The organism is Paenibacillus zeisoli (genome assembly GCF_003994465.1).
GTDB classification, from domain to species: Bacteria; Bacillota; Bacilli; order Paenibacillales; family Paenibacillaceae; genus Fontibacillus; species Fontibacillus zeisoli.
On sequence record NZ_RZNX01000002.1, the window covers coordinates 404294 to 427846 of the forward strand.

Below are 23553 nucleotides of genomic sequence, written 5' to 3' on the forward strand. Positions count from 1 at the left end.
AAGAGACCTATGGAAGATTCATCTGGCATGGTGATTCGGCTGCTATAACAAGAAGAGCCTTCAGCTTGGCATGCTGAAGGCTCCTTTCTTCTTTATGGCAGGTTTCCCAGTAATTCATTGGCCGGGATAATGTCCTTTCCTCCCAGAAGTCTGTCCAGAATTCCCCCCAAGGCTTGATATTTCCTGCTTAATTCCTCATCTGACCAGCCGAATATCCCGCGATCGAACAAGAAGGATACCCCTACCAACAGGAATTCGGTAACCTCTCTGGGATTAGTCACGTGAAATTCCCCCTCTTCAATTCCCTGTTCCACAATCATCGTCAAATAAGGTGTAAAGGCCGTTATCTTGGCGACCATCCACTTCTGGTGCAGAATGCTGTTGCTCTCATCATGCAGATATTCCAGAATAACCTGATCGGTCTCTGGGGCCGGGAAGCCTTGCAGCAGAACCTTCCGCAGCTTCTCAGCGGCAGTAAGATTCCTGTCCTGGGTGATTTCCTTCACGAATTCCAATCTTGCAGACAAAGAGCGCTCGTGAGCGGCGGCGGCAATCTCTTCCTTAGACCGGAAGTAGTAATAAAAGGTACCCTGCGCTACCCCCACCCTCTTGACGATATCGCTAACCGAAGTATGCTCATAGCCCTTGGTATTGAACAGATCCATAGCCGCATCCAAAATTTCATTTCGCCGTTCCTGTGGGTCTTTTGCGATTCGTGCCATTATTAATTCTCCCTTAATCGTTAATAGCTGCTACAGCTAAATATAATTATTGACTGATAGTCAGTCAATGTATTAAGATCTGTTCATAAAATGACTGACTGTCAGTCAATAAATCATTAAGGATTGGATGTGTATCCGCAAATGAACCTGCGAATCATTTTGTATGTACTAGGCCTGTGTGCCGCCATCGTGTCGCTCGCCCAGAATTTGTATGTCCCCCTTCTCCCTCAGCTCCAGCACGATCTGCATACCTCGTTCTATCTCGTGAATCTGACGGTCTCGTTATTTACTATTGCCCTTGCCGTGATGCAGATTATCTTGGGTCCCGTAATTGATCATAAAGGGCGCAAGGCTGTACTGCTGCCCGGCATGATTCTGTACGCTGCCGCTTCCCTAGGCTGCACGTTCTCAGGTACCGTATATATGCTGCTGTTCTTCCGTGTTCTGCAGGGAATCGGCGCGGCCGCTGTACCCCTTGTAGCTGCAACCATGATTGGTGACCTGTTCGAAGGCAAGGAACGTGCGAAAGGCATGTCCACCTATCAGATGATTTTAGGTATCGCACCAGCTGTCGGTCCATTAATTGGGGGAATTATCGGCAGCTATGCAGGGTATCCGGGTGCCTTTATGTTCCTGTCTATTATGGCCGTGGCCATGCTGCTCATAGCAGCAGTCTTTCTACCCGAAACCCGGCCTGCTGGGGTCCGGCGACAAGGCTTCCAAGTTCGATTCTTTGCTCAAATCGTTAAAAATAACACTGGCGCTGCGGTCATCCTGGTAGGATTCATCCTGTACTACATGTTCTACAACTTCATTGTGTTCCTTCCTGATGTTCTGACTGAGCATTACCACCTGGATGCTGGCCAGATTGGTGCAGTTTTTCTAATGCTGATGTCCTTCAGCTTCATCGGGAGTAAGATCAGCGGAAGAATTCAAGTGCGCATGGGAACCGTCAAGAGCCTGATCTTTACCTGTACTCTCGCTTTGTTCAGTCTTCTCCTATTCATACTCGTCGCCGAGGCTTTCTTGATTGGGCTGCTGGTCTCTCTGGCAACCGTCGGTTTCACGGCGGGTCTGACCATGTCTGTTCCTCCCACCCTGCTGACCCAGGAATTTGCATCTGAGCGGGCTACTGCACTGGGTGTATATAATTTTGTACGCTATCTTGGGATGGCTGCAGCCCCGCTATTCGGGAGTCTCCTGTATCAGGAGGGCGGATTCTTCCTGCTGTTTGGCTGTACCGCATGCCTGATGGGGATCATGATTGTGGTCACCAGGCTGTTCCTGAAGAGCAAGGGCAGCAGCTCTAACCAAATCCAGGCATGAGATTCAGAATGCCTATCCTGATATGACTAAAGGCAGTGTCACGATCCTCGTGGCATTGCCTTTAGCTTTATAGCTCTATTTTTATATACATCGGTCCGACATCCAGCCCATGCTCTTTCTAAGAAATAAACTTGACTTCAATTTCATTAAGTGGTAATTTGTTAAATGCGTTCATAGTTTAGTACTAAAATACTTTCTACTTAACTAATAAAGTGAACCTATTCCAGCTCTGGAGGGAGTTCTATTGGCTGAAAGTGAACTATTGTTCGAAGTAGCTACCATGTTCAGAACTTTGCTAAAGGGAATATCACAGGAATGGAACAAAGAGAACCGTGTTCTAAGTCTGCCTCAGTTCCGGGTGCTCTATGTTCTGAGCAAAGAGGGCCCAAGAAAGGTATCCCAGCTTGCCCACGCACTCTGCCTTACGCCTGCGGCGATCACGGGCATTACAGATAAGCTCCTCGAAGAAGATTATATTAAGCGCGAGCGAGCCGAACAGGACCGGCGGGTGGTTAACATTTCAATTACGGAGAAAGGAGAAGCCATTATTAAGGAAGCACACGCAGGTCATAGTGAAGCGCTGCACTCGTTCTTCAATCTGCTGCCTGAAGAGGATATGGAGCATCTGAGGCGGATTTTTGGAACCATGCTGAAAGCTATAGATAAATAAAATATTATGGAGTGAAATATACGACGATGGAACATTTATCACATAAACGAAAAGCCACGATCATGTTCGGCATTATGGCCGCCATGTTCTTCGCCGCGATTAATCAGACGATTACCAGCACAGCGATGCCGCGGATTATCTCTATTCTGGATGGTATGGATTACTATACGTGGACCATTAACATCTACTTACTTACGTCTACCATTGCCACGGTTCTCGTCGGCAAGCTGTCCGATATATTTGGCCGCAAGCCTTTTATATTAATAGGGATTCTGTTGTTTATGATTGGTGCTTTCTTGACAGGCACCTCCTCTGATGTGTATCAATTTATTATTTACCGCGGGATTCAGGGGATTGGCGCGGGGATTATTCAATCTACGGCATTCACGGCGGTTGGGGACTTGTTCGCTCCGCGTGAGCGCGGCAAATGGATGGGCTTTATGACCGCGATCTTCGGCTTCTCCAGTGTGCTTGGACCCACGCTTGGCGGTTATCTGGTTGATCACATGGATTGGCACTGGCTGTTCTGGATCTTCCTGCCGCTTGGGATTGTAGCCTTTATCATGATTCTTATGCTCTTTCCCAAAGTTGAACGCAGAGCGTCAGAGGGAATCGACTATCTGGGTTCTCTCTTCATCACTACAACGATCGTTCCCCTTCTGCTCGCGTTCTCATGGGCAGGTACGGAATATGAGTGGGCTTCCCCGCAGATTCTGAGCCTTCTTGGCGCAACTGTGGTGTCCGCGATGATCTTTGTTCTTGTACAATCTAAAGTGAAGAACCCGATTCTTCCCCTTCATTTGTTCAAAAATAGTGTGGTCACCATTTCAAATATCATCGGCTTCATTATGAACTTCGGCTTGATGGGTGCCATGATCTATATTTCATTCTTTGTTCAAGGTGTACTCGGAATCACCCCTACTCTTGCCGGCTATGTCACCATGCCTATGTCCATCGTCATGGTAGTTACCAGTGCTATAGCAGGGCAGTTGATTGCCAAGAAAGGCAAATACAAGCGGTATGCTCTGATCGGAGTACCTATTATGATCGCAGGCATGGCCATTATGATCGTGATGAACAGTGTGGGAACCGCCATTCTGAGTATGGCTGTGTTCGGGATGGGCCTTGGGCTTGCGATGCCGGTCTTCTCCCTGGCTACGCAGAATGCCGTATCCCATAAGGAGCTGGGCGTCGTTACGGCATCCAATCAGCTCTTCCGTAACCTTGGAGGCACAATTGGGATTGCTGTCATGGGTACGGTAATGTCCAACAACCTGACCACCAATCTGAAGAACGCTCTTCAGTCACCGGATGCGCCGGATTTCAGCAAAATGGATCCCAAGCTCGCCAAGGAAATGCTCGCCTTCGCAAACCCGCAGACGCTTATGAACAAGCCGCTGCTTGAGGCGACCCAGGCCAAACTTCCAGCAGAAGCACAGCCTTTGTTCGCGCAGATGATTGATAACATTCGCGATGCGCTCGGCACCACATTGTCCACCGTGTTCCTTGCAGGAACGCTCGTGCTCGTAGTTGCCTTTGTTCTTGTGTTCTTCCTGAAGGAGCTTCCGCTCCGCACCACGAACCAGGCTGCAGAAGAATCGGCTTCGCAGGCAAGCAGCAGCGACGGCAGTACCCGTGAGGGCAGCGCTCATGAAGGCGGTACTTCATCAAAGCTGGTCACTGAGTAGGCTTAAAGACGGCGCCTCTTTACTTCATGCTCCGCGTTCGGGTTTCAATTTCCAAAAAGGCCATGCCCCGGATCACCGCGGCATGGCCTTTTTGAGTACTTATATAATCTTGGAAGGAGCCCGATGTCAAACATCGCCATGAGCCTGTTCCGGCTGATTGTTCTCTTGTGTCACCTATGGGGCATGACTGACTCCAGGAAACTTACTGCAGCATAGCCTCCGCGATCGTCAGGAAGTCCTCCCGGTCGATCTCCAGATGACCAAAGCGGAAGCGGTAGCCCCAATTAGTTACTCCCCTGGTGAAGCTAAGCTCTTGAAGCAGAGTGCTAATCTTCACTTCTTTGCATGGGGAATAGCGGATATCTCGTCTGAAGGGCACAAAGGTCTCTGACATGCGATACTCGTACACCCGTTCATCCACGACTTGTCCGATCGCCGTAAAGGCTTGAAGCGGCTGTCCATTCGCCATATCCGTACGGGGTGAGTAATAGATCAGCCAGTCACCAGGCCGCATCCGCTTGAGCGGTGCTGACTTGCCGTGGCAGAGCTGGGCGAAACCACCCTCCACCCCCCGGGCCACATGGGAGGCGGATACGACGCCGATCCAATAGCGACACTGATCCGGCAGCTGCAGCTCCAGCTGCTGCAATTCATTTTGCATGTCTAACTCCTCCTTATTCTTAACTGATCCGATTATATAAAAGAGCTACTGACAACATCCTGTCAGTAGCTCTTAATAAATTTCGTACCTTTAGTTATCCAAGTTATAGTCGCTGTGTCTTCTACTCACTAATCAACCTAAATATATACTTACTACTACAAAATCACTTAAAGAACACGTTGTCCACATTATATTTCGCCCTAAGCTCGTTAATAATATATGTCTCATAAATTTCCCGATGAACCGGGTCTTCTACAATACAAACCTCAATCCGGGTCACTTCATCCCGATGCTGCCGGATTGGAGACACTGTATCCTCGAAGTGCTTCTTGATTCGGGGTCTCAGCTTTCTGGCTTTACCCACGAACAGCAGCTCATCCCGGTCGTTGTAGAACATAAATATTCCGCCCACCTCCCGGGAGATCAGGTGAAAATCTGTGAACCCGTAAATATGACTCAGCTGAGGATTCTCCTGCTTATGGATCGTCACATCCGGTGTGGGAATAGTGATATTAATCATTTAGGTCAGCCCGCTTTCTATATTTTCTTAACAAATTCAGATTTAAGCTTCATCGCGCCGAAACCATCAATTTTGCAATCTATATCATGGTCTCCATCAACCAGACGTATATTCTTCACTTTAGTCCCGATCTTCAGGACAGACGAACTCCCCTTTACTTTGAGGTCCTTAATTACAGTTACCGAGTCGCCGTCGCTTAAAATATTTCCATTGGCATCTTTGATGATCTTCTGGTCTTCACTAGGTTCAGTTGGTGATCCTGGAGCCCATTCATAAGCACACTCCGGGCATACAAGAAGGCTTCCATCTTCGTATGTATATTCCGAATTACATTTTGGACAATTTGGTACAGTAGACATGATTTCGTGTTCCCCGTTTCTTATAAATTGCCTAGTCATACAAAAAAGGCACATAAGGAATAAGTTCCTTATATGCCTTTAATAGTGTCACAGTCTTCTTCCGTTGACAAGCGATCTATGTCGCCTGGGTAATGAGCCAGGCTGCGGGCCAATCCCGCATCCTGCTAGGCTTCCCGCCCGGGATTATTCGCTCCATCTCGTGCAGAGCTTCCACCTGAGCTTACTTGCCCGCCTCGTGCTGCGCTTCCCACTTGGTGATCTCCTCGCGCACTCGCGGCGCCACCTCGGTACCCAGCAGCTCGATCGCGCTCATGACCTCCTCATGCGGCATCGTGCCGACCGGCACATGCAGCAGGAAGCGGGTGATGCCCACATGCTTGCGAAGATGAATAATCTTCTCGGCGACCGTCTCCGGATCGCCCACATACAAGGCTCCCTCAAATCTGCGTGCCGCATCAAAGGTCGCACGGGTATAAGCTCCCCAGCCCCGCTCCCGACCAAGCTTGCTCATGGCCGCCTGCGTGGAGGGGAAGAACTTGTCAGCGGCAGCCTCGGTGCTGCGCGCTATGAAGCCGTGCGAGTGCGAAGCAACCGGGAGCTTTGAGACATCATGCCCGGCATGAGCCGCAGCTTTCTTATACAGCTGCACGAGCGGGGCGAACTGCAAAGGGCTGCCCCCGATGATCGCAAGCACCAGTGGCAGACCGAGCAGACCAGCGCGCACAACGGACTCCTGGTTCCCTCCGCTGCCAATCCATACAGGCAGAGGGTTCTGAACTGGACGTGGATATACACCGAGGTTGTCGATAGCTGGCCGATGTCCACCGCTCCAGCTTACTTTCTCGGATTCACGGATTTTGAGCAGGAGCGCAAGCTTCTCCTCGAACAAGGATTCATAATCATCCAGGTCATAACCAAATAAAGGGAAGGATTCGATAAAAGAACCCCGGCCTGCCATAATCTCCGCACGTCCGTTCGAGATCGCGTCAAGTGTAGCGAAGTCTTGGAATACCCGGACCGGGTCCGCAGAGGACAGAACGGTAACCGCACTGGTCAGCCGAATTCTTGAGGTCTGCGAGGCTGCCGCTGCAAGCACGACAGCAGGAGAAGATGCCGCATAATCTTCGCGATGGTGTTCGCCTACCCCAAATACATCCAAGCCTACCCGATCAGCAAGAGCAATCTCCTCGACTACTTCGCGAAGCCGCTGGGCGTGACTGATTACCTCACCGGTGTGAACGTCCGGGGTTGTTTCTACAAATGTGCTAATTCCTATCTCCACTTAAATCCCTCCTGCATTCTGGTGTTTATATGGAATCATAAACAACGAATTATATGTTTTATAGTTACATTATATTATATAGCGACTTACATTATTGAGAAAGTGTTAATTTTTAAAAGAGAATTTTGAGATTTCGCGATATTTATGATAACGTTTACAGTGTAGGCGTTACGGCTGAGTTCTGCTTGCTAATGCTGTTACATATTGAAGGCTTACTATTGTAATTATTACCCTAAACCCGAGGAGGAAGTCTATCATGAGAACGATCAAGCTTGGAAGCAGCGCCTTGGAGGTGCCTGTCATTGCGGTCGGCTGCATGCGTATTAATTCGCTGGAGAAGCCGGAGGCTGAACGCTTTGTGCAGACGGCATTGGATGAAGGAGCTAACTTCTTCGATCATGCTGATATATACGGTAGCGGCGCATGTGAGGAGATCTTCGCAGATGCGATCCATATGAATGCGGATATCCGGGAGAAGATCATTCTCCAATCCAAATGCGGCATACGTCAAGGGATGTTCGACTTCTCCAAGGAGCACATTCTGGATTCCGTGGATGGAATCTTAAAGCGTCTGAGAACAGATTACCTGGATGTCCTGCTTCTGCACCGTCCCGATACTCTAGTAGAACCGGAAGAAGTTGCCGAAGCTTTCGATCGGCTGGAGTCCTCCGGCAAAGTTCGCCACTTTGGGGTATCGAACCAGAATCCAATGCAAATTCAGCTTCTTCAGAAGTTCGTGAAGCAGCCGCTTGTAGCCAACCAGCTGCAGCTTAGTATCACCAACGCTACGATGATCACCAGCGGGTTCAATGTAAATATGGAGAACGAGGCTGCAGTAAACCGGGATGGCAGCATCCTGGACTTCTGCAGACTGAACGACATCACCATTCAGCCTTGGTCTCCTTTCCAATACGGATTCTTTGAGGGTGTATTCCTTGGCAGTGACAAGTTCCCAGAGCTCAATCAGAAGATTGATGAGATCGCCGGTAAATACGGAGTCAGCAATACGACCATTGCCGTCGCGTGGCTGCTACGCCACCCGGCCCGCATGCAGCCGGTGATCGGTACGATGAATATTGAACGCTTGCAGGACTGCTGCAAGGCTAGCGAGGTCCAGCTGACCCGTGAGGAATGGTACGGCATCTATCGCGCCGCGGGCAATGTGCTTCCTTAAGCAGCTGCCGAATAGTACAACATACAAGACACGGGCAATCTTGAACAATACCTGATTACCGTGAGTTCCGCCGCCAAATCCAAAGAGAGGCTCCCCCGAATCCGCGGGGGAGCCTCTCTCTATATATCTCTAGCTAAGATCCAGCTGGAGATCAATGTACCTGATCCAGCAGACGGTACGCCTCTTCCTTCGTCTTCACAGCAAGCAGCGCTTCCCGGAATGAATCGTCCATCAGCTTGCGGGACAGCATTTGCAGCACCTTGAGGTGTGCGTTCTCCTTGCTGCTGCGCGGCACGGCGATCATGAAGATCAGCTTGGCTTCGCTTCCGTCCAGACTTTTCCAGTCCACTCCATTCTGCTTGATGCCAAACACCACGCTTGGCTTCAGTACAGCATCCGACTTGCCGTGAGGAATGGCGATATTCAGGCCGATGCCTGTCGAGCTTTCTTCTTCGCGGGCCAAGATGGCCTTTTTGAAGTCACCAGCAGAGCGCACGGCTCCGTTTCTCTCCAATGTTTCAATCATTTCATCAATCACAGCATCCCGGGAGTCTCCCGCAAGATCCAGATCAATTAAATCCATAGTCAAAATATCCGTCAATTTCTCAATATGAACGGCTGGCGCCTCGTCCCCGGTTCGTTCTTGGGCTGAGCCTGTCGATACAGGTGTCGGCACGACAGCTGATAAGGATGCCGTTACAGGTTCTGTCTCCACGCCCTTTGCGGCAGAGCTTGCAGGAGATCCAAGCGCAGCTTCCCCAGCCACTGCCGGAGCGCCAATATCCTTCTTCAGCAGACTGATCATCCCCACCGTCACGGCCGCACCTACAATCACGGCGATGAAGAACATGAGCACATGGTCCACTGCGCCCAGCACGGCCACAATCGGTCCGCCATGGGCGACTCGGTCACCCACATGTCCGAGCATCGCGATCACCGATCCGGTCATCGATCCCACCATGATACTTGGAATAACCCGAAGCGGGTCCTGTGCTGCAAATGGAATTGCGCCCTCTGTAATCCCGAAAAGCCCCATGGTGAACGAAGCTTTACCGGCCTCCCGTTCAGACCGCTCAAATTTACGTTTGTTGATCATGGCCGCAAGCCCCATCCCAATCGGGGGAATACAAATCGCTGCAGCGATCGGACCCATAATTTCGTAGTTGCCCTCTCCGATCATGGCCGAACCGAACAGGAATGCCACCTTGTTCACCGGACCGCCCATATCAAAGGAGATCATGGCGCCCAGGATCAGAGCCAGCAGAATGGAGCTGGTACCTTGCATACCTGCCAGCCACCCGGTCAAAGCTTCGAACAGCTGCGCAATTGGAGATCCAATCACGAATACAAAGATCAACCCTACAATCAATGAAGCCAATATAGGAATAACAATAATAGGCATAATCGGCTGCAGCGCTCTCGGAACCTTCAATTTCTTGATTCCAAGCGCCACATACCCCGCCAGGAAACCGGCGATAATTCCGCCGATAAATCCGGCTCCCGCTTCACTTCCATAGAAGCTGCCATTGGCCGCGATGAAGCCTCCGACCATACCTGGAGCAAGACCGGGTCTGTCCGCAATACTCATCGCGATGAAGCCTGCCAATATAGGCACCATGAAGGTAAAAGCCGCCCCCCCGACATCCTGAATCGTCTTCCAGAAGGAGCCTTCCGGGATGACCAGGCCGCCCGGCGTCTTCTGTCCGCCGAGGGTCAGTGCGATGGCGATCAGGAGACCCCCGATCACGATAAAGGGCACCATATAAGATACCCCGTTCATCAAATGGCGGTACACTGGGTTCTGCTTCGATTTCTTCTCCTGCTTGATATCCTCAGCCGATCTAAGCTGGGCCCGGTAGACGGGAACATCCCCGCTGATCACCCGCTGGATCAGTTCTTCTGGATGGCGGATCCCTTCCTGTACGCCAACCTCAAGCAGTTTTTTGCCGACGAACCGGTCCTTCACCACCGTCTTATCTGCTGCAATAATGATCCCGTCCGCTTCACGGATATCCTGCTCCGTCAGCTCATTCTCAACACCGATCGAGCCCTGAGTCTCGACCTTCATCTCAATGCCAAGCTTGGCTGCCGCCCGCTGAAGGTTCTCGGCTGCCATATACGTATGTGCAATTCCGTTAGGACATGAGGTAATCGCTAATATCTTCATGGTCATTCTCCTTTGCCTTAATGTTTCCGCTTACATTTTAAGTATAAACACCTGACGTGCTGCTATCTGGCTAATTTATTACCGGAACTTCCGGAAATATTGCGCTTCAAATGCTTGCCACAAAAAAAGCAGGACCCCAAGGTCCCGCCTGCTGCTTCATCTATAACTACGCTGAACCTGATTCACCCTTCAGCCTGCTTAGGAATTTCATCACGTCAGTCTCTTTGGACAAAGCGCTCACATAAGCCGGACGCTCACTGAGCAGGGACAATTCGCTGAACAGCTGCCGGACTTCTTCCCGCTCCTCATTCTGCACGGCGAGCATGAATACAAGCTGCACCTTCTCGCTTCCCCAGGCAAGCGGTTGTTTTAAGGTGGCGATCGCAATGGCTGAATGCCGGATCAACTGAGGACTGCCGTGAGGAATAGCAATGCCGCCTCCGATAGTTGTAGCCGACATCTTCTCCCTAGCCAACGCGCTGAGCGAATATCCTGATCTCACATACCCCTTATCCGTAAGCACTTCGGACAGCTTGGCGATGATCTGTTCCGGCTGCGCGTCCTCCTGCTGGAGAAGGACCAGAAATGGCGTTGTATATTTCAAGAAGGAGGAATCTTGCCTTGTGCCTTGATCATCTAGCTGTCTAATCTCCTCTTCAAGTCTCCGCTCGTCCTTCGCCTCAAGGAGGGGAGAGACCAGAATGTGCGGAATCTTCAGTTCAGGAAGCGCCACCGTAGCAATAACCAGATCCACCTCATGATCCGCCAAATACTCGGGGACTTCGGATCTGGCCATAGACGCCATAACCTGCACAGATGGAAATTTCCGTTCGATCTTCGATCTAAGCAGCTGGGACATGCCAATACCCATGTGGCATACAATGATCACCCTCCTCGGAGGGGTTCTCTCTTGATGCAGCCGTTCAATCGAGGCCTGAAAGTGCAGGGTCAAGTAAGCGACCTCCTCCTCGGGGATGGAGACGTGAAGTATTTCAGCAAGCTCTCCCAGCGCCAGAATGACCCTGTCGAACATATAAGGATACATTTTCTTGATCTCGGCCAGCATGGGGTTCGATACCGGCAGACCATAACGAAGACGGTTCAAGGTCGCGTATAAGTGGACCTTCAAGCCATTCATCAGCACCTCATCTTCGGAGAATTGAACTCCGCTCAGCTCGGACAGCCTGTGGGTCAGCTGATCCACCAGACCGGAGAGGTGTGAATCCGGATTCTCCTCACGATAGTGATACTTTCCGCCAAGCAGATGTAAGGCTAGGTAAGCGGCTTCCTCCCGGGGAAAAGCCACAGCAAATACCGGTCTCAGGCCCTGCAGAAATTCCTCCGCCCAGGCAAACTCCACTTTTTCCTGTAATAATTCAATTTCCTGTTCGGGGAGAGCGATCGGCTGTTTGAGCTTGGTCCGTTTGATCATCAGCAGGATATGCAGAATCAGGCTCTCAAAGGCTTCATCCGTGAACGGAAGGGAATGCCGCTTCTGCAGGACTCTTAATTCATGATAGACGGCGGATACCTCATGCGGCTCAAACTGCTTCCTCAGCATCTGGCCCGTTAGCTCCGGGCTGTCAATCAACTGATCCAGACGGGCGAGAGCCGCCCGTTTGTTCTTCTCGGAACCTTCCACCACAAGGCCCACTCTATGCCTAGAGATTAAGGTCAGATCAAATCGCTGCAGCCAAGCCTCAATGGTGTCCATATCCTTGCGAATGACCGTTTTGTGCACAAAATACTCCGCCGCCAGCCCCTGAAGAGGAATAGGCCTCGTATCCATCAGAAGCCGGTAAGCCAACTGCAGGACTCTTTCCTCGTCAGACTCCCGCCGGGGTCTGTCCTCTCCCGCATACAGCCTGTGGAACAGCTCAGCCTGATCGGCTTCGTCAATCTCCAGATAGATACCCAGACCCGGTTTTCTCACCAGACTGGCGCCCGAGTTCTTGTCTACATAGGCTTCAATCACCTTCAGATCGCTCCGGATGGTCTTCTCCGAGCATCCTACCTGATCAGCAAGATCCTGAACTAACCAGAGTCGGTTCTCTTCCGTTAGCAGCATGCGTAGAATTTCTTTTTGCCTATTGTTCATCCGATTCACCTGTTATCCACTCTTATGGAGAGTTGGCCCTTATCAGGGCAGTAATATCTAACCTGTATCATAGCCCATGCCGCTGCACGAATCTATCATTTAAGGACACATCTTCAGTGAAAATTCAGGTTGCTCCGATATGATCAGACCATAGAACTGATTAGGTGGGGGCAGATTAATGAAAAAAGTAACTTATGTAAAGTTTATACTGGATCTTCTCATGGCTCTGACATTTGTATTGCTGTTCAATAAGAGAGTGCTGGGGGGACTGGCCTTTCATGAGATAGCGGGATTAGCCATTTCGGTGGCTTTTATTACGCACATTCTGCTGAATCTGAACTGGGTTATCAAAGTAACCGCCAAGCTGTTTGACCGCAAATTACCCGGAATGACCCGGTTTAGTTATCTGCTGAACCTATTACTCTTAATTTCGATGACCTTTATTGTGGTAAGCGGGATACTGATATCCGAGATCGTATTCCCGGGCTTTCATATTGGAAACACACCGTGGTTCAAGATCTCCCATATCTCTGTTTCCTTCTTGGGGCTGATCTTAATCGGAGTTCACGTTGGACTGCACTGGAAGTGGGTCGTCAATGTCGCGAAAAAGATGGTACGAGTCAAATCCTCAAAAGCACCGCTCGGCATCATTGCCAAAGTGCTGGCAGCCCTTATTCTGTTATTTGGCGGCTATCAGATGTATTCGACCCAATTTATCTCCAGAGTCCAGGGTATAGGGACCGTATTTAATATGACGGGGTCAGGAACCCCACCCGCCGGCTTCAAGCAGCGCGGAGGCGACTTACGCGGAGGTGATATGGGCGGCGAGAATCCGAACTTCGGAACGCGCCCGAATCGCATGGAGGGAGATCACCGGGAAGGTGGCTTTGGCGGCGGCAGTCCAAATGCGCTCGGAGTCATTCTGACTTACTTCGGCATCATGGGAGTGTTCGTCATTATTACTTATTATCTAACCAAACTAGGCAGCCGGAAAAAACGTAGAACCACAGCCTTATCTTCACCAGCAGAACTGGATTCCTAATATATACAGAAGAAGCCCCCTGTTAGCACAGGGGGTTTGTATTATCTTCGGGGCAGACTATAGATGGGGGTTTCTGATCACCCTCGTCCTAAGCGTAACGGGCAAGTCTTGTGGAGTTCCTTAACTTGCAATCATGCTTAAGCTCAGCGTGCCATCTCTAACGTCAAGGTAGACTCATGCAGACTCAGTAGCTCATTTAAAGTAATCCGATCGACCACCTCGTATCCCTTGCCCGCTCCTCTTGGTCTTATGACGACTGTACCGAGATTCGGGATATCCCCAAGGCCAACCCCCTTGGGGAAGCCGTGGGCAACGATGACCTTGTTGGTCCCTGCAGGCTGGGCCTGCTCAAGCCCTGTAGAGAGGGCGGCAAGCGTACTGGCCTGCTCAGCCGGGGTTACCTGTCCACTTAAACTGTAAATTTTCACCCAGAAGGGATCGACCTGAACATTTCCTTTCCCGAATGCTAGTTCCGCAGATTCTCTTGTTCGGCAGAATGGACTTGCTTGAATTGGAGTCTGAACGGGGATCTTCAAGCTTCTCAGCACTTCCCCGTACAGCTTGGCCTGTCTTCTGCCTTCTTCCGTGAGATTTCTCTGGGTTATACATTTTCCAAAATCGAGATTGGGCTGATCTTCGCCCACTCCAGCTTCCCCGTGTCTGACGTATAGAATATATCCGCCCTCACGAAGGGAACTTAGCAGCGCAGGGTTGATCCGATTCCCCTCTGCCTTACTCTCTTCAGCGCCGATGGTTGCTGGAATTATAAGCAGCAGCATTAACATGCAAATACCTAGCAGCTTTCTCATTCATTTATCTCCTTCCGCGGACAGCGACTTTTGTAGGTATCGTGTGCATTTGGAGGTCCAATTAAACATACGCATTTCATAGTTCTAGTTTGACAAATAAAATGATTTGAGCTAATTTGTATGTACAAGCAAAAATTAAGGGGTTTTTATTTTGATAGATTACTTTTTTGAAAATTGCCTATACTTCACTGTTAACAAGCTATCTCGTGCGATAACCAAGATGGCTGAAGAGTCGTTTAGGAAGACGGGATTATCTCCTACTCATGCCTTTCTGATGATGCTGGTCATTGAGAAGCCGGGAATATCACAGTCAGAGCTGGCAGAGAACCTCCACCTTAAGCCTTCTACGATTACACGTCTTGTCGATAAGCTGGTCGTAAAAGGACTGATTGAGCGAAAATCGGAAGGGAAAAGGTCATTAAATTACCCGACTGAGCAAGGTTCAGCGATTCTTAAAGAAATTAAAGATGGCTGGAAGGTCCTGTTGCATGCTTATTCAGATATTTTGGGCGAAGAAGAAGGTAAGGCCCTCAACAAACTAATCCATGAAGCGGGCAATAAGCTAGAAAAATAATAAATAGAAAGCCTTGGATGAATACTAAATGTATTAGGACAGGCTTCTCTTCCCCTTTTTCATTTGCTTGTACAAACAATAAATAACGGAGGCATGATAATATGAAAACTTTAGTTCTCGTTGCACACCCGAATTTGGAGCAGTCAAAAGTTAACAAGGCGTGGATGAACCGGCTTGAGCAGGAAGAAAATGTTACAGTCCACAATCTATATTCGATTTACCCGAACTTTGAGATCGATGTAGAACAGGAACAGCAGCTATTATTAGAGCATGATCGCATTGTTCTGCAATTCCCCTTCTATTGGTACAGCTCACCTGCACTGTTGAAGCAGTGGCAGGATGCTGTGTTAACCTATGGTTTTGCCTATGGTTCAACCGGGACGAAGCTTCAGGGAAAAGAGTTCATGCTTGCCATTTCATCTGGAGGGGCGGCTGAAGCTTACCAGGCTGGTGGTTACAATCATTATTCCATGAGCGAATTAACTCGTCCATTCCAGGCAACCGCGAACCTTTGCGGCATGCATTTCCTGCCTTCCTTCCTCCTACAAGGAGTGATGACACTCACGGAAGAGAAGGTTCAGCATAGCGCTGAAGCCCTTGCGGCTTATGTAACGAATCCAAGTTTGCGGGCAGACCAGTAAAGATAGACATGAATAGTAGACGCTTAAGTCTATATTTTTAACATTGCACATACATTACCAAAACACTTCTCTTCTATACTTGGTAAAAAAGTATAAAGGGGATTATGTCCACATGTCGAAAGTCAAAGTTCTGCTCGCTTCCACTCTACTCGCAGGGATGCTGGTACCTGCCGCGAGCGCTGCATCAAACAGCACCGACTACGTCGGTCTGCGCCAGTCACTTGAGAATATCGGGGCCAGTATCCATTGGGATAGCAAGGACATGGCGGCTTCATTCAAGCTGTCCAATGGCATCACCGGTCTCGTTACCATTGATAAGTCGAATTATCGCCTGGCTGGACAAGAAGTTCAGCTGGCCCAGCCGATCAAGCTGGTTAACGGCAAGACGGTGATTCCGGCTTCCCTTCTTCAGAGCATCCTTGCGGAGAACAGCAAGTACCGGGATCCCAAGGACGCGATCCCTACCTTCACTGTGAAGGCTCAAGGAGAGACCGAAGCCGTGGATTCCAAGTCCGGCGAGGATGCGGCTGACGACCCGGCGATCTGGCTGGATCCGCAGAATCCTGCCGGAAGCAAGCTAGTTGCTACGAACAAGGCCGGGGGTATCCTCGTCTATGACATGAATGGCAAGCAGCTGCAATCCTACCCGGTCGGCAAGATGAACAACATCGACCTTCGTTATGACTTCCCGCTGGGCGGCCAGAAGGTAGATATCGTGGCAGCAACCAACCGGACGACGAACACTATTGATGTATTTACCATCACCGGCGCAACTGGCGAGCTTAAGAACGCCGTGGCTGAGCCAATCAAGTCCAAAATGAGTGAAGTCTATGGTTTCAGCTTGTACCACAGTCTGAAGACCGGGAAGTTCTACGCTCTGGTACTCGGGAAGAAGGGTGAGTTCGAGCAGTACGAGCTGACCGATAACGGCAGCGGCAAAATCGCCGGCAAGCTGGTGCGCGAGTTCAAGCTCGGTTCCCAGTCCGAAGGGATGGTGGCCGACGATGAGTACGGCAATATCTACATATCCGAGGAAGACGTGGCGATCTGGAAGTATGCTGCAGAACCGGACGGCGGAAATCAGCCTATATCTAAGGTCGACATTGCGGACGGACGCCGCCTGCAGGATGATATCGAAGGGCTTACCTTGTACTATGGCAAAGACGGCTCCGGTTATTTGCTCGCTTCCAGCCAAGGCAGCAACAGCTATGCCATTTATAACCGCGCAGGAGACAACGCCTACATCAGCAATTTCACCATTGGAGATGGCGATCAGATTGATGGAACCAGCGAGACTGATGGCATCGATGTGCTCGGTGTGAACCTCGGGGACAAGTACCCGAACGGGGTCTTCGTATCCCAGGATGACGCCAATATGCAGGACGGCAAGAAGCTGAACCAGAACTTTAAAATGGTGAGCTGGGACCAAATTGCGAACGGCCCTGCCAGCAAGCTGGACTCCGGAAACGGTGCGAATCCTAGACAGCTGGTGAACCGTAATACGAAATAACTAAGGCCGGCTGGCCTCAGCCAGGCTAAAGAAGGACATATACTCCAACTGCCCGAATTATATTTAGATAATCGGCGGTTGGAGTATTTTTTATTGAAGACAGATGACCTAAGGGGGAAGTTCCATGCTTGGCTTAAGCCAAAAGTTGAAGGGTTGGCTGCTGGTGCCGATCCCATTTCTTATTGCCATGCTTGGGTTCTTAATTCTGTATGACTTCCCTAAGGAAGTCGATATCCACTATCCGGCTGTAGAATATCGGAGCGGGGATCAGTCATCCTCCACCAGCACAAACATCCGGATTAAAGGAACCTTGAGCAGACCTTTCTGGCGAGACTCCCGCTTTAGCGGCCAGATCATTATTGATTCCTATCCATTCACGAAGAGTTATGACCTCATTGACATTGAATTCAATAAGAAGATTTTGAATGGGATAGGTACCCTGTCATACACCCAGATCCTGAACGGCAAACCTGATCTGCAAATGCTGGGTACAATTTGGATTTCAGGCGATTTTGACAAATTAAATATATGGGGTATCCGCAAGGCAGGAGCAGCGGGTCCATCATCCATCCCCATTATCTCGGCACCCGCCAGAACCAATGAAGAAGCCGTATCCATTAACCGCTTGTTTCACCCAACGATTCGACAAAAAGACTAAAAAAGTTTCACGTGGAGCAATTTTTTTGGTATGTAACCTCCCAATTGGGATGCTCGGGAACATAGCTGTCACCGAATTGTCCTTCCTGCAAGATCAGATTGGTTATCGGTATTCTTATAATCATGGTCGGCGGACCCTCCCTTTGGTCGAAGCATGCCTCCCACAAGCCGAAGACCTTGCTTGCGTGTTATGAATCGCGATAACTGCGCCCCGATATAATTCTGCACACCTGGAACGAGATATATTTTCCCTTCCAGCAGCGCACGAAATGCAGCCTCTACGACTCTTTCCGGCGTATCCTTCTTGCCGACCGAGGCATCTTCCGTACCTACAACATCGAAGAAGCTGGTATCCGTCGCACCGGGACAAAGGGCGAAGAATTGGATACCCCGGTCGCGGTTCTCCCACCATAACGCCTCAGTGAACGACAGTACGAAAGCTTTCGTCGCTCCATATACAGCCATGTAGGGAAGCGGTTGAAACCCGGCGGTAGACGCTACATTGATCACAGTACCTGAGTTATTGCGCAGCATATTTGGTAAGAATAAATGGGTCATATCTACAACAGCGGCGACATTGAGCATCACTTCCTCATGTTGACGCTCACCTGACACTTGTTCAAACAAGCCATGGGTAGCAAAGCCTGCATTGTTGACGAGCAGTTCGATATCCACGTTCAAACGCTGGCATTGCCGATACAACTCGCTGGGTGCGCCTTCTTTCGAAAGGTCCATAGATATAACCTCGGCTTTGATCCCATACCTCTTGCTCAGCTCTGCTGCAAGGCTCTCGAGCTTGCTTACCGACCGAGCCACGAGTACCAAATGGCTACCTCGCTTGGCTAGTTGTCTGGCGAATTGTTCTCCAATACCGGAAGAAGCTCCCGTGACGAGTGCCCATTTTCCTTGAAAATTCATAGTGTTAGCCTCCTATTTGGTACATTGTTATAATTGGGAAACGTTGTTGCCGAGCAGTTAAAGGTACCCTCAGCTCTCAAGGGACTGGAAGCCATCGTCCACTCAATTCCCATAGAGTTTAAGAGTGGTTGGTAACAGTGTTTCCGATTGAACTCATTGTAACTACACTGTTTTAGAAAGTCAATACGATTCTTGGAACCCCCTAAGTCTCATTGACAACGACCCTTTCCCTGTATAAGATTCTTTGTAAGAAATTAAGAAACACTGTTTCCAAATTGGAATGAACTACAGAAATCATGATAACCGAAGGTGACGATGATGAGCGACCAGGATAACTCCGTTAATAAGGACACACGAGTGTTGAAAACCTATAAAGAGGCTCGCCTAGAGAATATCGACTCTCTTCGCAGGCTCGTTGTTGATGCGGCAGCCACGCTCTTGCAAGAAGAGGGACCGGAAGCCGTTACGGTGCGTAAAGTTGCGCAGCAAATGGATTGCTCGACAAAAATCATTTACAGCTTATTTGTCAATAAAGAGGGCCTGGCTCAGCAGCTGTATCTGGAAGGCTGTAAGCTTCTCGCTAACGAATTTGAGAAGACGCCGCAAGCTTCTGATCCTGTGCAGCATTTGCTGAATCTAGGGGAGGCCTTTTGGCAATTTGGGCAGCGTTACTCCGGCTATTATAAGCTCATGTTCGGAGGAGCCTTCGCCGATTTCAAACCGGACGAAGAGAGCCTGCAAGGAACCGTAACGGCTATGCGGCAGCTATTGACCTTAATTAGCCATGCACAAGAGCAAGGACTGATTCCCGAACAATACGATACGGAATCCGTTGTACGAGCAGTCTGGGCCTCGCTCCACGGGGTTATTCATCTTTATATGGGTGGACACTTGGGAGATGTGCAATCAGCTCATGCCGTATACAAGCACACGCTGTCCATGATCGTCAGCTCGTTGCTGCCAGACCGTTAATTCGCGTCGAAGATTATTCGACGGTCAGGTAACCCATTATAGTCTGCTTGGATGTATTCCATTCCCCGCAATCTTCATATGAAGATCAATAGTAAAAGTGGCTTGACGGTACTCCGTCAGCCACTTTTGTTGTTGACCCTCTTATCAGGGCTATCATTTCACACTCTGCCTATAAGTAATTCTTAAATTCAACTTATTTACACGCTAAAGAAGCTCCAGCTGTACAGGTAGATTACAAAGGCCGCAGTGGCAGCCAGGAAAAGATACTGCAGCACAGTCACCTTCATCTTACGGACTAATCTCACCAGCAGCCTCACGATCAAGACGGATAACAGGATGATCGGCAGATAGAGGAACAGGTAAGACCATCCCGGTATCCGATTGATGAACAGCTCCTGTGTGGATATGGCGAACAGGAAATAGACGATGAATAAGACAGAGACCAGCGTGCTGAGCCAATCGAAGCGGGCCTTCTTGCGACTCAGGAGTCCTACCAGCCATAGGATTAGGGCGACAATAACCTGCAAAGGGTAGATCAAGGCGAAGCCAAGCAAGACAACGATATTAAGGGTAGGATTATAGACTGGCGAGTTCTGGCGCTCGTACTCCATCATTGGGATGGAGCTTAATGCCAAAGTGTGATGCTCGGCATCCACGTAGATCAGCTCTTGGGATTTTTCATTTTGAAAAAGATTAGGTCCAATCTGCAGATAACGCTGATCCTTCATGGTAATTACGCCGTCTTCCACAGCCTTTACGGGAACTGCGGACAAATTCTGACCGAAGTTAAATGGCCCTTGAAGATGTGCGCGGTTGGGAATATAGTAGCCTTCAATGCTCTTAAGTTCCTGCAGGGTTGCCGGACTCGCGGTTCGCGTAAGGCGCTGGGTGTCTGGGTAGAACCGATCTAGATAAGCGCTGATAAGCTGCTCTATGACGTTGGTCCCTTCCCCTGAGTTGGTCGAAATGAAAATGCCGGTATGCTCAGAAGGAAGCAGATACATGTACGACTCGAACTCGTCAATGCCGCCGTCATGCTCGATCAGCCGGAGGCCATTCTGATAACGCTCATAGAAGCCATAGGCCATCCCCGGCATATTTTTATTCATGGTGAACTGTGTCTGATGCATGAGCTCAGCGGTCCTGTCCGAGAGAATCCTGCTGCCCTCATACTGCCCCTGCTGGAGATGGGCGATCATATAATGGGTCATGTCCTCCGCCGTTGAGTTCAGCGCGCCGGCTGGGAGATGATGGATATAGGAATAGGGAGCTGCCTTGTACGTCCCATTGTCATAAGAATAGCTTCTTGCCAGATTGGGATCCGATTCTTGGAAGTGAAAGCTGGAATGATTCATTTGAAGCGGCTTGAAGATCCGATCACGGATCACTTCTTCATACGGCTTACCCGATAACTTCTCCACCAGATAACCGGCTAGCGAGAGCCCCTGATTGCTGTAGGCAACCTGTTCCCCGGGCTTCCGGCAAAGGCCGGGGAGCCCTGTCTTGATCGCTTCCTCAAGCGACACCTGCTGGTCCCGGTCCCGTCCAACAGCATAGATGGACTCACAGAAGCCCGCTGTATGCGTCAGCAGATGATGCATAGTGATCGGACTTTGATCGATATAGGATAATTTAAGATCCGGAATATACTGCTTGATGTCCTTATGAAGGTCAATCTTCCCCTCCTCATACAGCTGCATGACCGCAGTAGAGGTGACGGATTTTGAGATGGACCCCACACGGAAAATTGTCTTGTAAGGGTCGGCTGGCACCTTGCGCTCAAGATTGGCATATCCGTACCCCTTCAAGAACACTGCCTTGCCGTCCTGCACCACCGATACCACTGCACCAGGCACATGATACTCCTTCATTTTGCTATTCATGAACTCATCCAGAAAAGCCTCTAGCTGCTGCTTGTCTGGTGCAGAAGCGCTTGCGGAAGCTGGAAATACGGAGCATAACAATGCTGCGAGCAGCAGCCAGCGAACAATTTTTAATTTGATGAACACAAAAATACCTCCCATAGGATGAACCTGGAAATCATAATCAAGTTCAGTCTAGCAGAGTGGTCTTTCCCTCATCTGTCAGCATTCTTAAATCTACCTTAAGCCCGATCTCTAACACGACAAAAAAGGCCATGCCGATTGGCATGACCTATTTCGCCCGGTGAACCGTTAGATTGACCTTGTTCGTCTCACACATAAATGTAGAGAGGTGAACAGGCTCGTCACTTGCGTCAAAAGCAATTTTCAAAATCCGAAACAGATTGGCCCCAATGTCACATTCCAGCAATTTCGCATAATCCTTGGTTGCCCCAATTACATCAATGATCTTATCGTTGGTCACGATTTCGGTATGATATTCCTCTGCCAGGATCTTATAAGTCGATTCATTCATAGCAATCTTCTTCTCCAGATCAGGGAACCGGGTGAGGGAATAGTGGGCAATATCATAGAATAAAGGGCGATCATCTACATACATTAGCCGCTCCAGCTCCAGAACGGGACTGCCTTCTTCAATGAGAAGGTGTCCGGCTACCTCTTCCGACGCCTGGATCACTTCACTTCTTAATATTCGCGAGTTCGGGATCATACCCAGCTGGTGGCTGAATTCGGAGAATCCGCTTACAGATAACAGTTCATTATGGAACTTGTTCGAGGTTACAAAGGTACCTCTGCGGGGAATCCGCGTCAGAGTTCCCTCCCGTACCAATTCCTCTATCGCTTTCCGGATGGTGATCCGGCTTACATTATAGATGTCACATAGCTCCGCTTCCGTCGGGATCTGCTCATCCGGTTTATATATTCCGTGCTGAATATCATTCTTCAACATTTGCCTGATCTGCATATATAGCGGTTGGGGCGTTGAAGGATTTAAATTCATACTGTGTTCATCCTTATCCATCAATGAGTATTTACTATGTATTATACATTGATGGATACTTCCAGTCACCATGCGCCAAAATAAGCGATTGTCTTCGCAGCCCTTGCCGCACCAAGTTCAAGGCAGTCTGAAATGGAAAGCCCTTTCAATATACCGGTGATGAACCCCGCTATGAAGGAATCTCCTGCCCCCATGGTATCCACTACGCTGACCTCGCCAACTCCATAGGTGTAGAACTGTTCACCATCAAAAGCAAGCGAACCATTCTCCCCCAGGGTCGCCACGGCAATCTTAGCGCCTCTTCGCTTCACGTCTACCAAGAGCTGCCGGATATATTCATCGTCACGGGTATAGGAGAAGAACGGGTAATCCACATGCGGCGTAAGCGTCTGCACCCGTTCGTCTTCCAGCTGATCCGAGAAATCAAACGAGGTGAGCAGCCCCTTTTCTTTGAAATAGGGAAAATGCTTATCTGCGTGCCCCCAAATCCCCGAGTGTACCAGCTGGTACCCTTCGGCAAAGCGAAGCTCTTCAGATGTAAGGGTGAACTGTGCCATCACACCCTCGTCATAATCGCCGAACTTCCGGTCATTCCCGATCATCTCCACTTGGGTCACTGCCGTTCTGCCTTCTTTTTTGGATATATGGGAAATATCTACGCCCTTGCCCTCAATGGCCTGAATCATCAACTCGCCGTATGGGTCGGTGCCCACCCAGCCTATATAAGCCGTCTCCGCTCCTAATTCGGTTAAATATACAGCCACATTGACGGGGTTGCCTCCAGGGTAAGCTTTCCCGCTTGATTGATAGACATCCATGCAGTTATCCCCGACTGTCACGATTCTCATCTTGCTCCCGCCTTCCTGCTGATTGAAGAATG

At 49.7% G+C, this 23553-nt stretch carries 22 protein-coding genes; 10 read left to right on the top strand and 12 right to left on the bottom strand.

Annotated features, from left to right (window positions below; all coding sequences use genetic code 11):
- Window positions 1-92: 92 nt before the first annotated feature.
- Entirely contained in the window at window positions 93-722 is a 630-nt protein-coding gene (locus tag EJP77_RS07935) for a TetR/AcrR family transcriptional regulator (RefSeq protein WP_127198678.1), read from the bottom strand.
- 141 nt (window positions 723-863) lie between these two features.
- On the opposite strand from EJP77_RS07935, the gene EJP77_RS07940 reads away from it, so the two are divergent.
- The 3 genes from EJP77_RS07940 (at window position 864) to EJP77_RS07950 (ending at window position 4406) form a co-directional block, all read left to right on the top strand.
- A complete protein-coding gene (locus EJP77_RS07940; RefSeq protein WP_127198679.1) occupies window positions 864-2048 on the top strand; it encodes an MFS transporter in 1185 nt (394 codons plus the stop codon).
- Window positions 2049-2292: 244 nt separating this feature from the next.
- Complete coding sequence (locus EJP77_RS07945; protein ID WP_127198680.1) at window positions 2293-2718, top strand: MarR family winged helix-turn-helix transcriptional regulator; 426 nt, start codon at window positions 2293-2295, stop codon at window positions 2716-2718.
- A 26-nt stretch (window positions 2719-2744) separates the two neighbouring features.
- Window positions 2745-4406, top strand: coding sequence for an MDR family MFS transporter (locus tag EJP77_RS07950; protein ID WP_127198681.1), 1662 nt, complete (start codon window positions 2745-2747; stop codon window positions 4404-4406).
- Between the two features lie 202 nt (window positions 4407-4608).
- Here EJP77_RS07950 and EJP77_RS07955 read toward each other — a convergent pair whose 3' ends face one another.
- The 4 genes from EJP77_RS07955 to EJP77_RS07970 form a co-directional block, all read right to left on the bottom strand.
- The gene (locus EJP77_RS07955) at window positions 4609-5067 is read right to left on the bottom strand and encodes an EVE domain-containing protein (RefSeq protein WP_127198682.1); all 459 of its coding nucleotides are present in this window, start codon (window positions 5065-5067) and stop codon (window positions 4609-4611) included.
- A gap of 163 nt (window positions 5068-5230) precedes the next feature.
- Window positions 5231-5587, bottom strand: coding sequence for a nucleotide excision repair endonuclease (locus tag EJP77_RS07960; RefSeq protein ID WP_127198683.1), 357 nt, complete (start codon window positions 5585-5587; stop codon window positions 5231-5233).
- Between the two features lie 17 nt (window positions 5588-5604).
- Entirely contained in the window at window positions 5605-5946 is a 342-nt protein-coding gene (locus EJP77_RS07965; protein ID WP_127198684.1) for a zinc ribbon domain-containing protein YjdM, read from the bottom strand.
- Window positions 5947-6166: 220 nt separating this feature from the next.
- Window positions 6167-7228 carry an LLM class flavin-dependent oxidoreductase gene (locus EJP77_RS07970; protein WP_127198685.1) on the bottom strand — a complete coding sequence of 354 codons (1062 nt, stop codon included), beginning with the start codon at window positions 7226-7228 and terminating at the stop codon, window positions 6167-6169.
- Window positions 7229-7484: 256 nt separating this feature from the next.
- Between EJP77_RS07970 and EJP77_RS07975 the strand changes: the two genes are divergently transcribed.
- Window positions 7485-8402 carry an aldo/keto reductase gene (locus EJP77_RS07975; protein WP_127198686.1) on the top strand — a complete coding sequence of 306 codons (918 nt, stop codon included), beginning with the start codon at window positions 7485-7487 and terminating at the stop codon, window positions 8400-8402.
- Between the two features lie 151 nt (window positions 8403-8553).
- Here the strand turns inward: EJP77_RS07975 and EJP77_RS07980 are convergent, their stop codons facing one another.
- Both EJP77_RS07980 and EJP77_RS07985 read right to left on the bottom strand, forming a co-directional pair.
- Window positions 8554-10569 carry a PTS fructose transporter subunit IIABC gene (locus tag EJP77_RS07980; RefSeq protein ID WP_127198687.1) on the bottom strand — a complete coding sequence of 672 codons (2016 nt, stop codon included), beginning with the start codon at window positions 10567-10569 and terminating at the stop codon, window positions 8554-8556.
- Between the two features lie 166 nt (window positions 10570-10735).
- Window positions 10736-12667, bottom strand: coding sequence for a BglG family transcription antiterminator (locus EJP77_RS07985; protein WP_127198688.1), 1932 nt, complete (start codon window positions 12665-12667; stop codon window positions 10736-10738).
- A gap of 178 nt (window positions 12668-12845) precedes the next feature.
- Between EJP77_RS07985 and EJP77_RS07990 the strand changes: the two genes are divergently transcribed.
- Window positions 12846-13709 (top strand): DUF4405 domain-containing protein, encoded by an 864-nt coding sequence (locus tag EJP77_RS07990; protein ID WP_127198689.1) that lies wholly within the window; start codon window positions 12846-12848, stop codon window positions 13707-13709.
- A gap of 143 nt (window positions 13710-13852) precedes the next feature.
- On the opposite strand, the gene EJP77_RS07995 is transcribed toward EJP77_RS07990, so the two are convergent.
- On the bottom strand, window positions 13853-14518 hold the full coding sequence (locus EJP77_RS07995; protein WP_127198690.1) for a histidine phosphatase family protein: 666 nt from the start codon (window positions 14516-14518) through the stop codon (window positions 13853-13855).
- Between the two features lie 151 nt (window positions 14519-14669).
- On the opposite strand from EJP77_RS07995, the gene EJP77_RS08000 reads away from it, so the two are divergent.
- From EJP77_RS08000 to EJP77_RS08015, 4 genes are all read left to right on the top strand, one after another.
- Window positions 14670-15092, top strand: a complete 423-nt coding sequence (locus EJP77_RS08000) for a MarR family winged helix-turn-helix transcriptional regulator (protein WP_127198691.1) — start codon at window positions 14670-14672, stop codon at window positions 15090-15092.
- 101 nt (window positions 15093-15193) lie between these two features.
- A complete protein-coding gene (locus EJP77_RS08005; protein WP_127198692.1) occupies window positions 15194-15733 on the top strand; it encodes an NAD(P)H-dependent oxidoreductase in 540 nt (179 codons plus the stop codon).
- A 112-nt stretch (window positions 15734-15845) separates the two neighbouring features.
- Window positions 15846-17243 carry a phytase gene (locus EJP77_RS08010; RefSeq protein WP_127198693.1) on the top strand — a complete coding sequence of 466 codons (1398 nt, stop codon included), beginning with the start codon at window positions 15846-15848 and terminating at the stop codon, window positions 17241-17243.
- 124 nt (window positions 17244-17367) lie between these two features.
- A complete protein-coding gene (locus EJP77_RS08015; protein ID WP_127198694.1) occupies window positions 17368-17901 on the top strand; it encodes a hypothetical protein in 534 nt (177 codons plus the stop codon).
- A gap of 68 nt (window positions 17902-17969) precedes the next feature.
- Here EJP77_RS08015 and EJP77_RS08020 read toward each other — a convergent pair whose 3' ends face one another.
- Window positions 17970-18818 (bottom strand): SDR family NAD(P)-dependent oxidoreductase, encoded by an 849-nt coding sequence (locus tag EJP77_RS08020; RefSeq protein WP_127198695.1) that lies wholly within the window; start codon window positions 18816-18818, stop codon window positions 17970-17972.
- A 318-nt stretch (window positions 18819-19136) separates the two neighbouring features.
- Here EJP77_RS08020 and EJP77_RS08025 point away from each other — a divergent pair, with 318 nt between their 5' ends.
- Window positions 19137-19790 carry a TetR/AcrR family transcriptional regulator gene (locus EJP77_RS08025; RefSeq protein WP_127198909.1) on the top strand — a complete coding sequence of 218 codons (654 nt, stop codon included), beginning with the start codon at window positions 19137-19139 and terminating at the stop codon, window positions 19788-19790.
- A 197-nt stretch (window positions 19791-19987) separates the two neighbouring features.
- On the opposite strand, the gene EJP77_RS08030 is transcribed toward EJP77_RS08025, so the two are convergent.
- The 3 genes from EJP77_RS08030 to frlD form a co-directional block, all read right to left on the bottom strand.
- Entirely contained in the window at window positions 19988-21799 is a 1812-nt protein-coding gene (locus EJP77_RS08030; RefSeq protein WP_185897239.1) for a serine hydrolase, read from the bottom strand.
- Window positions 21800-21944: 145 nt separating this feature from the next.
- Window positions 21945-22673, bottom strand: a complete 729-nt coding sequence (locus tag EJP77_RS08035) for a GntR family transcriptional regulator (RefSeq protein WP_127198697.1) — start codon at window positions 22671-22673, stop codon at window positions 21945-21947.
- Between the two features lie 65 nt (window positions 22674-22738).
- Complete coding sequence (gene frlD / locus EJP77_RS08040; RefSeq protein ID WP_127198698.1) at window positions 22739-23521, bottom strand: fructoselysine 6-kinase; 783 nt, start codon at window positions 23519-23521, stop codon at window positions 22739-22741.
- Between the last annotated feature and the right edge of the window lie 32 nt (window positions 23522-23553).